Here is a 14,610-nt window from a genome sequence, read left to right on the forward strand (position 1 = left end):
ACAGATAAATCATGTTGACTGCTATCGCCGCCGCTTTTCTGGGCGGCATCATACTTAATCTCATGCCCTGTGTGTTCCCGGTCATTTCGCTCAAGGCATTGAGTCTGATACGGCATCACGCCAGGCCCGCACAGGCTCGTGCAGAAGGGCTCGCTTTTCTGGCTGGCGTAGTGGTCACCATGATGTTACTGGTTGGTCTGCTGTTGCTGGCGAGATTCGGTGGGTCATCAGTGGGCTGGGGTTTTCAACTGCAGTCACCGCTGGTGATTGCGTTGCTGGTTCTGGTGATGCTGGCATCCGCACTTAATCTGTTTGGCCTGTTCGAGGTGGGATTATCACTTCAGCGGGCCGGCGAAGTCGGGGGCGAGCGGGGGGGATTGACCGGGTCCGCGTTAACGGGGGCGCTGGCGATTGTTGTTGCTACCCCGTGTAGCGCGCCCTTTATGGCCAGCGCCATAGGTTATGCGCTTGTACAGCCCCCCGTTATCAGCTTTATTATCTTTCTTTCTCTGGCGTTGGGCTTTGCTGCGCCTTTCACCTTGATTTCCTTTTTCCCTGTCGTTGCCCGAATACTGCCGTCGCCGGGTGCCTGGATGATCACCCTAAAACATGGCCTGGCGTTTCCGATGCTGGGTACGGCGGGTTGGTTAATCTGGGTGCTGGAACGGCAGGCTGGCTCGACGGCGCTGGCAGCGATACTGACCTGTTGCCTGCTGCTGGGTTTTGCCGCCTGGCTGTATGGCCTGGCTCAGAAGCGGCAGATGATGGGAAGGCGGCACTGGGCTCTGCACATCGCCACAGCTGTTGTAATTATCCTGTTGGTACCACCGTTATTTACGCTGAAAACCTCGACGGCAGCCCCTGATTCTTCGGATGTTGTGGCAGCGGCTGCGGTGGCATGGTCTCCCCAAAATGTGGACGCTATAAAAGGCCAGGGTAAACCGGTTCTGGTGAATTTTACCGCCTCCTGGTGCATTACCTGTCAGGTTAATGAACGTACCTCGCTGTCAACCCAGGCAGTAAAGACGGCTATGGCGCGCACCAACACCATTTATATGATTGCTGACTCAACAAAGTACAATCCTGACGTTGAGCAGGCACTCAGTGATTTTGGCCGTGGCGGTTTGCCGCTGTATGTGGTTTATCCTGCTGACGGCGGAAAACCCGTTGTCCTGCCTCAGGTGTTAACGCCGGGCATCGTCATCACGGCATTACAGCAGGCGAGTGAAAAAGGCAATAAAACGTGATGGTAGATCCCTGCCGGGCATTGGATTTCCGCTGCCCGGCGGCGGCCAGACCTCGGCGGTAACGGGTTAGCGCAACACCTGAAAACACGCGGCTAACCCGTCATAATCCTTTCAGGCAACGCGCAGTTTTATTATCCTCGACAGGCTTTGGCAGTGATGTATTTCAAAGGAGAGTGATGAAAACAATCGGCCTTATAGGCGGCATGAGCTGGGAATCAACGCTCCCTTACTATCGGTTGATCAATGAGGGAATCAGAAGCAAATTAGGCGGTTTACACTCGGCAAAGCTGCTTCTGCACAGCGTGGATTTTCACGAAATTGAAGCCTGCCAGCGCAGTGGCGACTGGGATCGGGCTGGTGAACTACTGGCTGAAGCGGCCGTGGGTCTGGCGGGTGCCGGTGCAGACGCAATCGTCTTATGTACCAACACGATGCACAAGGTTGCCGGGGCGATTGAATCTCGCTGTCATTTGCCTTTTTTACATATCGCGGATGCGACGGGCAGGGCGATAACGAGCAAAGGCATGACCCGAGTAGCCTTGCTGGGCACGCGTTATACCATGGAGCAGGACTTCTATCTGGGCCGCCTGAATAAACAATTCTCAATTGCTACCCTGGTACCACCGGCAGAACAGCGTAACGTCATCAACCAAATCATTTTTGATGAACTCTGCATGGGGAAATTTTCGGAAGGCTCCCGCCAGTTTTATCTTGAGGTGATACAGGAACTGGCTTCACAAGGTGCAGAAGGAGTCATATTTGGCTGCACGGAAATTGGTTTGCTGGTTTCAGAAGCACAAAGCGCGCTACCGGTATTCGATACAACGCGCATTCATGCGAACGATGCCGTCGATTTTATGCTGTCCTGATTCATCCTCAGTGGGATGAATCAGTGATCGAACTTTTACAGGGTGTCGAAAATCACATAAAGCTTGCGCATGGTGGTCTCCATGACCCATGTCCCTTCTGTATTCGCTTCAAAGAACAAGGTATCGCCAGGTTTGAAATGCTGTGGTGCTTCGCCATCCGCTGTGAAGGAACCCGTTCCTGACAGGAAATGCATCATCTCTGCTTGCTTAACGCCGCGACGATAACTGCCCGCCGTACATTCAAAAATGCCCATATCAATACTCTCATGACCGGGGATCACCGTCTGCAGCCCGGCCAGTGCAATCTCGGGCGATCCCGGAAGGCCCTCAACGGTCCCCCATGATTCCAGCGTCTTGATTGAAGCGGGTTGATTAAGTTTTTGTACTTTCATTTCATGCTTCCTGAGCAGTCGTTAACGATGCAGCGTGGTCTGAATTGATACGTCAGCGTATACAAAAACGGAAAAACAAAGCGCGTCTTAAACGCTTTGGCATGAAAGTTATGCGCAGAATACATTGCGCTAAAAGCATGAAATTTCTGGCCGCAGCCTACACAGGTTTTTGAGTATGGTGCTATCGATGCCAGGTTTAGACAGTTTGAGAGAAAGTGCAGCCAGTTACCGCTCATCCGCTCGTCATTGGTTAATGCTCTGCTCAGTCAGGATCTGAAAAATGTGTAAGTAAGGGGGGATGTTGCAATATCAACGAGCAGAATGAGGTAAATAAGATAATGATTTTAATCTTTATTATTTCCCTACGCCTGGAGCTCTCTGCATCAGGCTGGCAAGGGTTAATCTGATTTATCAGGTCCGTCTTAAAATGGAAATATAAAGATTCTATTTTCACACTGCTGAGTTTGAATACAGCACAGAGCAGAACGGCTAACCGTTCTGTCCTTCCTGGCGTAATCTCTAAAGGGCAAGTTATGAAAATGTTATCCGTAAAAGTGGCACTGCAAACAACGGCGTTCACCATCGCGACATTGATTACCTTTCAGAATGCGGCACTGGCTGTATCTGTACATGAACAACAGTCAGCTTCTACGCTGCAAAAGAACAATGCGGGCAGTGCGGGGAACATCAAACTTGCTGCTCATCGAAAGCCTTCAGGCGGTTTGCGCATTAATCCTGCCTGTGATGACACCGGCGAACCTTGCCCACACGATGAAACTCAGGATGATATGTCCTGAACCTGCTCGGTTTTACATCCTGAACTGATTATTTAGCCTTTTAATTATGCTCAACCCCGTCAATGAACTGCACCTCAAAAGCTGGACGGCTGACTGAGTAAGGTGCAGTTTTTTATATTCTCTTACATCTCCTTCCCATCGTTATCGATAAGCGTTAAGGACTGAATATTGTGCTAAAAAGCGCCTGTTATGATATCGCTATCACTCCCGGAACGTTAAACGCTTAACGGCGGGTAAACGGTTTCAAGATTTACTGACTTCGGCCAGCAGAAGCGTCCTGATTAACTATGCTCAGTAGACATTAATGCGTATTCGCTATTTATCAGGGAGTCATTCGATGAAAAAATTGTCAGTTGTTCTTGTTACCGCGGGTCTGCTCATGGCGATGAGTTCACAAGCTGAAGCCAAAGGCTGTTTAAAGGGCGCGGCCGTGGGCGGCGTGGCAGGGCATGTTAAACATCACGGTGTCGCTGGGGCCGCAGCAGGCTGCGCTGTTGGACATCATATGGCCAAAAAGAAACAGAAAGAAGCGGCCAGTCAACAGCAAGGGCAACAGCAGCAGGGCGGTTAATTTTTCTCGCAGTCTCGGCATCCTCTCAAAGAGGGTGCAGCTTCCCGTCGCACAGGCTTTAAGCGGTAAATTCCCGTAACAGTCAATGCGCTTCTCTGCTGGCTATCGTCGCAGGCAGACTCTCAACTTAACAAACTGGCTGCCACATTCACGGACAGTCCCAGAATCGCCAGATTAAAAATAAAAGAGATAACCGACTGCAACAAGGCGATCTTGCGCATTTCTGTCGTGCCCGTCGCCACATCCGCCGTCTGGGATGCCACCGCGATGGTGAAAGAGAAGTAGAGAAAATCCCAGTAACCCGGATGCGTCGGTTTCTCCGGAAAGATCATCGGCGTGATACTGTTGCTGCGAAGCAGGTAATGCTGATGGGCATAATGCATGGCAAATGCGCTGGGTAGTAAGGCCCATGAGGCGATGAGCGTCATGGCAGTCAAAAGCAGATGCAGGGCCCGCGACGAGCCCGTCAGGCTTTTTAACGTGGGAAGCTCGCTCATGATGGCCACCATACTGATCATACAGGCCACGATGACCAGCCCCAGCACCAGCGCGGCACTTTGATCCTGCATCTGGGCGATTCGTTTAATCTCATCTGGCGCGGTACGCAACATGCGAAACCAGATAAACCACAGATAGAGCCATGCCAGCACGTTCCAACTGATTAACAGTCTCTGCATTTGCCCCAGATGCTCAGGCAGTAAAACATAGCAGACGAGACCTGCCACCACAGAGATCAGCAGGCGCAACCGGGCAAACAGATTTGAGCGAAGGGAAGAGGACATGGTTATGTTTTTGCTGGTTACTGAGTCAGTTAACTGTAGTGCAGGCCGGATGACCCTGCTGCAAAAAACGCGCGACGTTTATGGTGGGTTAAAGAACCGGCAGAATGCGAAGCCAGTCTCTGTGTAGCACGCCACTGCCATACCCGCGTGCGGGCATCTATAGCAGTAATGGAGGGTCAACAAACGAGAAGTGCGGATGGTCACCGTTAAAAGCGTGTACGTTCCCTTAAGCTACAAGGATGGCTATCGCGTAATAGTGGCTCCCCTTTGGCCGCGCGACATCTACAGGATTAAAGCACCTCGCGCCGTCAGCGGTATTGCGTCAGGCGTTATACCGTTACGCCTCGTCAGGATGGACACTACCGCTGCAACGTCGCCCAGAAACCGCGCTGATGCTTATGATGTAAGGACTGCACAGCATATTTCGTGTTCCAGTCGGCACTGATTGTGTGCAATGCCCCTCGGTCACTCATCATTCTGGTGCTTCGTCACCAGGAATAATGCTAAATCACTGATTTTTATTGTCATTAATTCTGGCACGTCAATTGCAAAAACCTGATCGGTAAGCAGCGCAACACATAATCTGAATTAAATAGCTGGCTAGGGTTCCGGTTCACGCAGGTGAATGTCTGGTCCGAGAGCTGGCGACCTCTGAGAGGTTACACGGCGGGACAAAAGCCCGGGAGACAGCAGCACCGTCAGGTGTCGCGCTGCTCCTTTTTTGTGCCAACCAGAGGTTAACCATGAAAACAACGCCGTTCATCCGCACGCTTTTGCTGTCACTCACCTTGCTGATCAGCTTTTCTTCCTTCGCCACGGTTAAAAAAGAGTTCAACATCTGCTGGACGATCTATGCGGGCTGGATGCCCTGGGGCACCATCAGCAATGAAAAAATTATTGATAAATGGGCCAGCAAATACGGCATCAAAATCAATATTGTTCAACTCAACGACTACATCGAATCCATCAACCAGTACACGGCAGGGCAGTTTGACGGCTGCACCATGACCAACATGGATGCGCTGACTATCCCGGCGGCAGGTGGGGTAGATTCGACAGCACTCATCACCGGCAGCTATTCCGATGGCAACGACGGCGTCGTGCTAAAAGGGATGAATAAAAAACTCAGCGATCTGAAAGGTATGTCGGTTTATCTGCCCGAACTCTCGGTATCGCACTATCTCCTGGTTCGCGGACTGGAAAAAGCCGGGCTGCAGGAAAAAGATGTGAAAGTGGTTAATACCTCCGATGCGGATATCGTCTCGGCCTTTGGCACCAGCAATGTGCGGGCAGCGGTAGCCTGGAACCCGCAGTTGTCCGTCATCAAAAAGACGCCACAAACCACCGAAGTGTTTAGCTCCACCCAAGTGCCCGGCGAACTCATCGACATGATGGTCGTGAACACCCAAACGCTGAAAGATAACCCCGCCCTCGGCAAAGCGCTGACCGGTGCGTGGTTTGAAATGATGGCAAAAATGCAGGCGGGTGATAAACAAGCGCTGAGTGCAATGGCGGCAGATTCCGGTACCGACCTCGCGGGCTATCAGGCTCAGCTTAAAACAACGCATCTGTTCTGGACGCCTGCTGAGACATTGGCCTTTATTTCTTCGCCTGATCTGCCAAAGACCATGCAACGCGTGGCGAACTTCTCGTTTGACAAAGGTCTGCTGGGTCAGGGCGCACAGAGCGCTGATTTTATCGGCATGACATTCCCGGGCAACGTCACCGTTGGCGATAGGGCTAACAGCAAACTGCGCTTTGACGACAGCTATCTTAAGCTGGCCGCTGCGGGCAAGTTGTAACCACTGACCACGGGAGTTCATGTCATGCGCTACATCAACCGCTATCCCCGCCAGGGCATGCGCCTGACGCTAATGCTGCTGCCCTTCGTGCTGATCATCGCCGCCTGGTTTATCGGATCAGCGGTGCGGCTGGAGGCCAATCCGCAGGACAAACTGCTGCCCGGACTGTCGCAGATGATTGAGGCGATTGATCGGATGGCCTTCACGCCAGATAAGCGCAGTGGTGAATACCTGCTGTGGGCCGATACGTTTATCAGCCTGAGCCGTCTGCTCATGGGGCTGGCGCTCTCCTCGCTGATTGGTCTGTGCCTCGGCATTGCCGCGGGCGTTTTTCCGATGTCCCGCGCCGCACTGTCACCCCTGATGACGGTTGTCTCAATGGTGCCGCCGCTGGCGATTCTGCCCGTGCTGTTTATTGTTTTCGGCCTGGATGAGCTGTCGAAGGTCATGCTCATCGTCATTGGCATTACGCCGATGCTGGCACGCGATCTTGAACAGCGGGCACGGGAAATTCCGGCGGAACTGTTAATCAAAGCGCAAACCCTGGGAGCCAATAGCTGGACGGTCGTGCTGCGGGTCGTGCTGCCGCAACTGTTATCACGGCTTATCACCTCGGTACGGCTGCTTCTGGGATCGGCCTGGCTGTTTTTAATTTCCTCCGAAGCGATTTCGGCGACTGCCGGGCTGGGCTATCGCATTTTCCTGGTGCGTCGCTACATGGCGATGGATGTGATTATCCCCTATGTCATCTGGATCACGCTGCTGGCCTGGCTGATGGATCTGGGCCTGCGCAAGCTGCACAACGCCTGTTTCCCATGGGCGGAAGGAGGCCGGGAATGAGTTTTATCAGTATCAACAATATCTGGCAGGAGTACGGCGACCACGTGGTGCTGGAACGCATCAATTTGCAGGTTAAGGCGGGCGAGTTCTGCTCTATGGTCGGTGCATCGGGCTGCGGGAAGTCGACGTTTTTGCGCCTGCTGCTGGGTCAGGAAAAACCCACCCGGGGAGAGATCACCCTGGATGGTAAGGCACTGGCGACAGAACCCGACCGCAGCCGCGGCGTCGTGTTTCAACGCTATTCCGTGTTTCCCCATCTCAATGTACTGGATAACGTCGCGATAGGGCTCGAACTGCCTGCTTCGCCCTTGTCGGGTCGCCTGTTCGGCGCCCGAAAACGCGCGGCCCGGCAGCAGGCACGACAGATGCTGGACAAAGTGGGGCTGGGAAATGCGCTGGATAAATATCCGGCACAGCTCTCCGGCGGAATGCAGCAAAGGCTGGCAATTGCCCAGGCTTTTATCATGCAACCGCGAGTGCTGTTGTTGGATGAGCCCTTTGGCGCACTGGATCCCGGTATCCGCAAAGACATGCACGCGCTGCTGCTTCAACTGTGGAGTGAAACCCGAATGACGGTCTTTATGGTCACCCACGATCTTACCGAAGGCTTCAACCTGGGTACACGGCTACTGGTATTTGACAAAGTCCGCCACGATCCCCAGGCCCCTCATGCCTGGGGTGCGCGTATCACCTATGACATTCCGCTGAATGAGGCGCGAATGGCACAGCTGATGACAGACAGTAAAGACAACGTTTATGCATTAAGGAGACAGCAATGACGGCACGTTTTCACTCAGCCCCCAGTCTGCGCGAAGAGCGGCTTCCCGGCGGGGCGCATACCTCATTCATTCTGCGCAAAGGGCACATCCTGCGCCTGACCGATATTGATGGCGGCGCGAATGTCAGCATGATGATGCTCAATCCGCATGAGAAAAGTGAACGCCTTAATCTACCGGATACGCTGAAGGGCCAGCATACGGCCCGGCTCACTACCGGCCACTGTTTCTATTCCGATATGGGCCGCGTACTCGCCGGGATCGTGGCGGACAGTTGTGGCTGGCACGACCCGTTTGGTGGCGTACTTAACGCGGCGGAAACGCGCGAAAAATATGGCGCAGGGCGCTATCAGGAGCTGCGGAATGGGTTTTACCGCAATGGAGTCGATAATCTGCTGGTCGAGATGGGCAAATGGGATTTGGGTCTTGAAGATCTGCTCATGGTCGTTAACTTCTTTAGCAAAGTCACCGTCGATGAAGATGGCCGCTTCCGCTTCGATACCGAACATAGCCGCGCAGGGGATGTTGTTGAGCTGTTTGCCCCAATGGACGTGCTGATCGTCCTGACCGCGCTCCCCCATCCAATGGATCCTGCCCCTGACTATGCACCGCGTCCCATCCAGCTGAGCTGGTATCAGGCCGATGACGCACAGGCTACCACCGAAGCGCTGTTCATCCGCGATGAAAATCAGCGCGCAATACATAACACCCAACTTTTTGCCCTGTAAGGAGTCAGCGATGATGATTATTTCCAGCGACCGCCGCCCAGAGGATGCGGTTTACCGTCATGTGATTCCGGCGGGCGAACCCTGGCTGTTTGAGGTCAAACAAGGGCAAACATTGCGTCTGCTCGACCTGGAAGGGAATCAGGCGATCGATACGCTGTTCTACAACGCAGATAATCCGCGCGAGCGTTACGATCCCCAGCGTACGCTGCGCCGTCAGGGTAATGCTTACCTGACCACCGGCAGCGTACTTTACTCGAATATGGGCAATCCGCTGCTGACTATTGTCGCCGATACCTGTGGCCGCCACGATACGTTGGGCGGTGCCTGCGCGCAGGAAAGTAACACGGTACGTTATGCTCACGACAAGCGCTATATGCACAGCTGCCGGGATAATTTTCTTTGTGCCTGCCTGCATGACGGTCGCCTGCATAAACGCGATATCGGCGCCAACATCAACTTTTTTATGAACGTTCCCGTCACGCCGCAGGGTGGACTGACCTTTGAAGACGGTATTTCCGCCGCCGGCAAATATGTTGAACTGCGCGCCGAGTGTAATGCGGTGGTCTTAATCTCAAACTGTCCGCAGCTGAATAACCCCTGTAACGGCTGGAATCCCACGCCCGCCGAGGTATTGGTATGGAACTGAGCCTGGTGCGACTGAACAATACGCACGCCTGAACAGGAGAAGCCCCGGGGACGGCCCCAGGGGACATGTCGACTTTCTGCGGGACGACCCGCTTTCCTGAGAGTTCCGCTTATGTTTGATACCTTACTGATTGCTAACCGCGGTGCGATCGCCTGCCGCATCTTGCGCACCCTGCGCGCCATGCAGGTCAAGGGGGTGGCTGTCTATGCCGAGGCCGATCTGGGCAGCCTGCATATTCGTGATGCCGATGAAGCGTTGTCCCTTGGCGACGGCCCGGCGGCACAAACGTATCTGGCCGCTGAAAAAATTATTGCCGCAGCGCAGCAAAGCGGTGCACAGGCGATTCACCCGGGCTACGGTTTTCTCTCTGAAAACGCCGGGTTCGCTGAGGCCTGCGAGGCCGCAGGGCTGATTTTTGTTGGCCCAACGCCACAGCAGTTGCGGACTTTTGGTCTGAAGCACACGGCCCGTGCTCTGGCGAAAGCTGAAGGTGTGCCCTTGCTGGAAGGCAGCGAATTACTGGCCGATGCCGCCGAAGCCTGCCGCGTCGCCGAGACCGTTGGTTATCCGGTGATGCTGAAAAGTACGGCGGGTGGCGGCGGGATTGGCATGCGCGTTTGTCGCGATGCGCATGAACTGACGGAAGCGTTTGATACCGTGCAGCGGCTGGGGCAGAACAACTTTAGTGATGCCGGCGTGTTTCTCGAGAACTATATCGAACGCGCACGTCATCTTGAGGTGCAAATCTTTGGTGACGGGCAAGGAGACGTTATCGCGCTGGGCGTGCGTGACTGCTCGGTGCAGCGGCGTAACCAGAAGGTCATCGAAGAAACACCTGCCCCCAATTTGCCTGAAGGCATGGCACAGGCGCTCTGCGAGGCGGCAGTTGCGCTGGGTAAAGCAGTGAACTATCGCAGCGCGGGCACCGTGGAGTTTGTCTATGACAGCCTGAACCAACAATTTTACTTCCTGGAGGTCAACACTCGCCTTCAGGTCGAGCATGGCGTGACAGAACAGGTCTGGGGCGTTGACCTGGTGAAATGGATGATTGAACTGGCTGCGGACACCTTGCCGCCCCTGCGCGAGCTGGTTGCCGGGCTTGCGCCACAAGGCCATGCTATCCAGGCACGCATTTATGCGGAAGATCCGGGACGGCAGTTTCAGCCTTCACCGGGCCTGCTGACAGACGTTGCCTTTCCCGACCAACAGGATGCTCGCCTGCGCATTGATCACTGGATTGAAGCCGGTTGCGAAGTGCCGCCCTTTTTTGATCCGCTGCTGGCGAAAACGATTGCCTGGCGGCCCAGTCGCCCGGAGGCCATTGCCACACTGGCGCAGGCGCTGGCAGAAACGCGTTTATACGGTGTTGAAACCAACCGCCTCTATCTGCAGCAAATTTTAGCGTTTGCGCCCTTTGTTCAGGGAGAACCCTGGACCCGTTGTCTGGAACAGTTGAATTATCAGGCAGCGACGGTTGAGGTGTTAGGCGCCGGTACGCAAACCAGCGTGCAGGATTATCCGGGCCGTCTGGGCTACTGGGCGGTCGGCGTACCGCCATCGGGGCCGATGGACGACCGCGCCCTGCGTTCAGGCAATCGGCTGCTGGGCAATGACGAGGGGGAAGCCGCACTGGAAATTACCCTCACCGGACCCACTCTGAAATTCAATACCGCCATCCAGGCCGTCATCTGCGGTGCACCACTGAGCGCTACCCTGGATGGCCAGCCCGTGCCGATGGATTGTGTTTTTACCATTCCCGCCGGGGCGACGTTAAAGCTGGGTGCTGTGAGTGGGGCGGGCGTGCGAAGCTATCTCTGCCTGAGCGGCGGCATTCAGGTGCCAACGTATTTAGGCAGTAAAAGCACCTTTACGCTTGGCCAGTTTGGCGGCCACGCCGGACGCGCACTGCGTAGCGGCGATGTGCTGCACCTGGCCCCACAGGCAGCAACGGAAGCTGGCGTGGCACTTCCTGAGGCATTGCGCACGGATCTCCCGCAGATCCGCACCCTACGGGTAATTTATGGTCCACACGGTGCGCCGGAGTTCTTCGCGCCGGACTATATCGCCACTTTTTTTGCCACGGAATGGGAAGTGCATTTTAACTCCAGCCGCACGGGCGCCCGCCTGATTGGGCCCAAGCCCATCTGGAGCCGAGACAGCGGGGGCGAAGCCGGACTGCATCCGTCAAACATTCACGATAATCCGTACGCGGTAGGTGCGGTTGATTTTACCGGCGATATGCCGGTGATTCTGGGCCCGGATGGACCCAGCCTCGGGGGATTCGTTTGTCCGGTCACAGTCATCGAAGCCGATCTCTGGCAGTTAGGGCAGTTGAAAGCCGGTGATAAAGTGCGCTTTACCTCGGTGGATTTAACCACCGCGCGCCAGTTGGCTAAAGCGCGAGGCCAGGAACTGGCAACGCTCTGTGGCCAGGCGACAGCCTGGCAACCTGCGCCGCTGACCTCGCCGATCGTGATGACCTGCGGTGAGGCCGATAAGCGTCTGGTCGCGCGACTTTCTGGCGATACGCATCTGCTACTCGAAGCCGGGGAGCCGGAGCTGGATCTGGTTCTGCGTTTTCGCATTCATGCCCTGATGCAGGCGCTGGAAGCGCATGCAAAAGACGGGGTGATTGATATCACGCCCGGGATTCGTTCGTTGCAGATCCATTTTCAGCCTGAAATCCTCACCCATGACGCGCTGCTGGACTGGGTACGCGGCGAGTGGCTCAGGGTTTGCCTGAGTGATGATCTGCAGGTGCCAACTCGCGTAGTACATCTGCCGCTTTCCTGGGACGATCCCGCCTGTCGCAAGGCGATTGAAAAGTACATGACGACGGTACGCCCTGATGCACCGTGGTGCCCCAGTAACCTTGAATTCATTCGCCGCATTAACGATCTGCCTGACGAACAGGCGGTCTGGGAGACGGTGTTTGAGGCCAGCTATCTGGTTATGGGGCTGGGCGATGTCTATCTGGGGGCGCCGGTTGCGACACCGCTGGATCCGCGCCATCGCCTGGTCACCACAAAATACAACCCGGCGCGCACCTGGACGGCAGAGAACTCGGTGGGTATCGGCGGCGCTTACCTCTGCGTTTACGGCATGGAAGGACCTGGCGGCTATCAGTTTGTGGGGCGCACGCTTCAGATGTGGAATCGCTATCGAGAGGTTGCTGATTTTGCGGGGAAACCCTGGCTGCTGCGCTTCTTTGATCAACTGCGGTTCTACCCTGTATCCGCCGAGGAACTGGTGCAAATCCGCCGCGATTTCCCGCTGGGGCGTTATCCGCTGCGCATTGAGCCCAGTACGCTGCGGTTGAGTGATTATCAGCAGTTTCTCGCTCATGAGGCGCAAAGCATCGCGGCGTTTCGTGACCACCAGCAACAGGCGTTCAATGCGGAACGCGATCGCTGGATCGCCAGTGGTCAGGCCCATTTCGACAGCCAGGAGAACGTGGCAGAAGAGGGCGGTGATGCACCGCTACAGCAGGGCGAGCAGGGTGTCGAAAGCCCGGTTTCCGGCAACCTTTGGCAAGTGCAAACCACGGTGGGAAGTCGGGTTCAGGCGGGGGATGTTCTGGTGGTGCTGGAATCCATGAAAATGGAGATTCCGTTGCTGGCACCCTGCGATGGGATCATCCAGCAGGTTAACGTACAGCCAGGCAGTGCCGTGCGCGCCGGACAGCGGGTTGCGGTGATTGTGGAGGATAACACTTGATTTTGCGTTGGCACTGGCAGCGATAATCGCTGGGCCTGAGTGCTTATCGATCATGCCCGTTAGTGATCTTGAACGGGCAGGTGCGCGAGGCTAACCTTCTCGTGCACCTGCACGCTGCGTCGGTAACACGCACCACAGCGTGACGTGCATGTTATCTGCATCAATCTTTCAGGGAACAATAACCATCTGTGAAGGCGCGCCTACGGCAACATAGTTCCCGGTAAAGCTGATGGCACCACTCGCTTTATCCACCCTGAAGCTGGTGATGTTATCGCTACGCTGATTCATCACGTAAATCATGCTGCCATCAGGGGATAATGTCAGCGTTCGGGGGTAATCCCCGCGCGTCCACACATCATCTTTATGCGTCAGTGTGCCGTTAGCATTGACCTCAAAATGCGCAATGCTGTCATGCAGACGGTTGGCGACGTAAAGATTTTTCCCGCCCTTATCAATGACTAACCCGGCTGCAAAACTGGTGCCTTTATAACCGGAAGGCAGCGTAGAAACCGTGGCCTTTTCCTGCAAAGCACCGCTTTGCGGATTAATGAGGTAATGTGTGAGCGTGGAGGCTTCTTCATTCACTAACCAGAGCGCATGACCCTCAGCGCTAAAAACGAAATGGCGGGGGCCTGCACCGGCAGACGAGGCGTTTATCCATGCGGGTTTGCCGGGCGTCAGCGTACCGTCTTTATTCAGGTGGTATTGGTAAATGCGGTCCAGCCCCAAATCCGTCGAGTAAACAAACTGGCCCGTGGGATCGCTGGCGACCATATGTGCATGCGGACCATTGTGATCGCTGATGGCAAAGCTGCCTTCTACCGCTGCGGCCGGTTTGCCTGCGCCAGCCGGGCCGCTGTCCTGATGATGATCGACAGCCTCACTCAGCTTGCCTTCTGGCGTCACCGCAAACACTGTAATACTGCCGCTGACATAATTTGCGACCATCAGGTAACGCTGATCGGGTGTCAGGGACAGGTACACCGGTCCTTTGCCTTGCGTGTCGACCTGATTTAATGCCGTGAGCGAACCGTCCGTACCAATCTGATAAGCGGTGATGCTGCCTTTCTCGGTCTCACTCGCCACATAAAGATGTTTACCATCCGCTGACGCCACCATCTGTGCCTGGTTGGGCAGTTGACTCACCAATGTTTTTCCCGACAGTTCACCCTGCGCATTGAGGATAAATCGATAAACCCCTTCGCCATTGGGATTATAGGTTCCCACATACGCGTAAGATGCCTGAGCCATCAGCGGCACAATGGCCGAAGCACTTGCAACGGCGGCTAGCGCCAGAATCGTTTTATTCATCATTTTTCCCTACTCGCCAGTGTCGTTAATTTTTACGGTCGCCTGAACATCCGGGCAATGAATACTTAGTAAGCAAAAGGGCAGAGCGTCGCGTTTCAGTAATACGTTCTTTCTTCACGTCGAAACGGTTGC

Annotated in this window: 13 protein-coding genes and 1 riboswitch; of the genes, 10 read left to right on the forward strand and 3 right to left on the reverse strand. The window is 55.0% G+C overall.

Features of this window, described 5'->3' with window-relative positions:
- Positions 1–11 precede the first annotated feature (11 nt).
- Both NXS97_RS01020 and NXS97_RS01025 read left to right on the forward strand, forming a co-directional pair.
- Positions 12–1,247: a protein-disulfide reductase DsbD gene (locus tag NXS97_RS01020; RefSeq protein WP_116220117.1), complete on the forward strand. Its 1,236-nt coding sequence runs from the start codon at positions 12–14 to the stop codon at positions 1,245–1,247.
- 176 nt (positions 1,248–1,423) lie between these two features.
- Positions 1,424–2,116 (forward strand): aspartate/glutamate racemase, encoded by a 693-nt coding sequence (locus tag NXS97_RS01025; RefSeq protein WP_072139161.1) that lies wholly within the window; start codon positions 1,424–1,426, stop codon positions 2,114–2,116.
- Between the two features lie 35 nt (positions 2,117–2,151).
- On the opposite strand, the gene NXS97_RS01030 is transcribed toward NXS97_RS01025, so the two are convergent.
- The gene (locus NXS97_RS01030; protein ID WP_072139160.1) at positions 2,152–2,508 is read right to left on the reverse strand and encodes a cupin domain-containing protein; all 357 of its coding nucleotides are present in this window, start codon (positions 2,506–2,508) and stop codon (positions 2,152–2,154) included.
- Positions 2,509–3,041: 533 nt separating this feature from the next.
- Here NXS97_RS01030 and NXS97_RS01035 point away from each other — a divergent pair.
- Together NXS97_RS01035 and NXS97_RS01040 are read left to right on the forward strand one after the other, a co-directional pair.
- Complete coding sequence (locus NXS97_RS01035) at positions 3,042–3,305, forward strand: hypothetical protein (protein ID WP_022622861.1); 264 nt, start codon at positions 3,042–3,044, stop codon at positions 3,303–3,305.
- Between the two features lie 337 nt (positions 3,306–3,642).
- Entirely contained in the window at positions 3,643–3,876 is a 234-nt protein-coding gene (locus tag NXS97_RS01040) for a hypothetical protein (protein ID WP_029569653.1), read from the forward strand.
- Positions 3,877–3,998: 122 nt separating this feature from the next.
- Here the strand turns inward: NXS97_RS01040 and NXS97_RS01045 are convergent, their stop codons facing one another.
- Positions 3,999–4,658, reverse strand: a complete 660-nt coding sequence (locus tag NXS97_RS01045; protein WP_013027911.1) for a DUF1345 domain-containing protein — start codon at positions 4,656–4,658, stop codon at positions 3,999–4,001.
- 589 nt (positions 4,659–5,247) lie between these two features.
- Positions 5,248–5,346, forward strand: a riboswitch (guanidine-I (ykkC/yxkD leader).
- A gap of 55 nt (positions 5,347–5,401) precedes the next feature.
- Here NXS97_RS01045 and NXS97_RS01050 point away from each other — a divergent pair.
- The 6 genes from NXS97_RS01050 (at position 5,402) to uca (ending at position 13,167) form a co-directional block, all read left to right on the forward strand.
- The gene (locus NXS97_RS01050) at positions 5,402–6,460 is read left to right on the forward strand and encodes a putative urea ABC transporter substrate-binding protein (protein ID WP_014604647.1); all 1,059 of its coding nucleotides are present in this window, start codon (positions 5,402–5,404) and stop codon (positions 6,458–6,460) included.
- 24 nt (positions 6,461–6,484) lie between these two features.
- Complete coding sequence (locus NXS97_RS01055; protein ID WP_013027909.1) at positions 6,485–7,300, forward strand: ABC transporter permease; 816 nt, start codon at positions 6,485–6,487, stop codon at positions 7,298–7,300.
- Entirely contained in the window at positions 7,297–8,079 is a 783-nt protein-coding gene (locus tag NXS97_RS01060) for an ABC transporter ATP-binding protein (RefSeq protein WP_014333189.1), read from the forward strand. The genes NXS97_RS01055 and NXS97_RS01060 overlap by 4 nt, the downstream gene beginning before the upstream one ends.
- On the forward strand, positions 8,076–8,804 hold the full coding sequence (locus NXS97_RS01065; RefSeq protein WP_013027907.1) for an urea amidolyase associated protein UAAP1: 729 nt from the start codon (positions 8,076–8,078) through the stop codon (positions 8,802–8,804). Before NXS97_RS01060 ends, NXS97_RS01065 begins: the two co-directional genes overlap by 4 nt.
- Positions 8,805–8,814: 10 nt before the next feature.
- The gene (locus NXS97_RS01070; RefSeq protein WP_014333187.1) at positions 8,815–9,450 is read left to right on the forward strand and encodes an urea amidolyase associated protein UAAP2; all 636 of its coding nucleotides are present in this window, start codon (positions 8,815–8,817) and stop codon (positions 9,448–9,450) included.
- Between the two features lie 111 nt (positions 9,451–9,561).
- Positions 9,562–13,167 carry an urea carboxylase gene (gene uca, locus NXS97_RS01075; protein WP_116220116.1) on the forward strand — a complete coding sequence of 1,202 codons (3,606 nt, stop codon included), beginning with the start codon at positions 9,562–9,564 and terminating at the stop codon, positions 13,165–13,167.
- Positions 13,168–13,335: 168 nt separating this feature from the next.
- Here uca and NXS97_RS01080 read toward each other — a convergent pair whose 3' ends face one another.
- Complete coding sequence (locus tag NXS97_RS01080; RefSeq protein WP_064374335.1) at positions 13,336–14,481, reverse strand: lactonase family protein; 1,146 nt, start codon at positions 14,479–14,481, stop codon at positions 13,336–13,338.
- Between the last annotated feature and the right edge of the window lie 129 nt (positions 14,482–14,610).

This window comes from Pantoea sp. B623 (assembly GCF_024814475.1).
In the GTDB taxonomy this organism is placed as follows: Bacteria; Pseudomonadota; Gammaproteobacteria; order Enterobacterales; family Enterobacteriaceae; genus Pantoea; species Pantoea ananatis.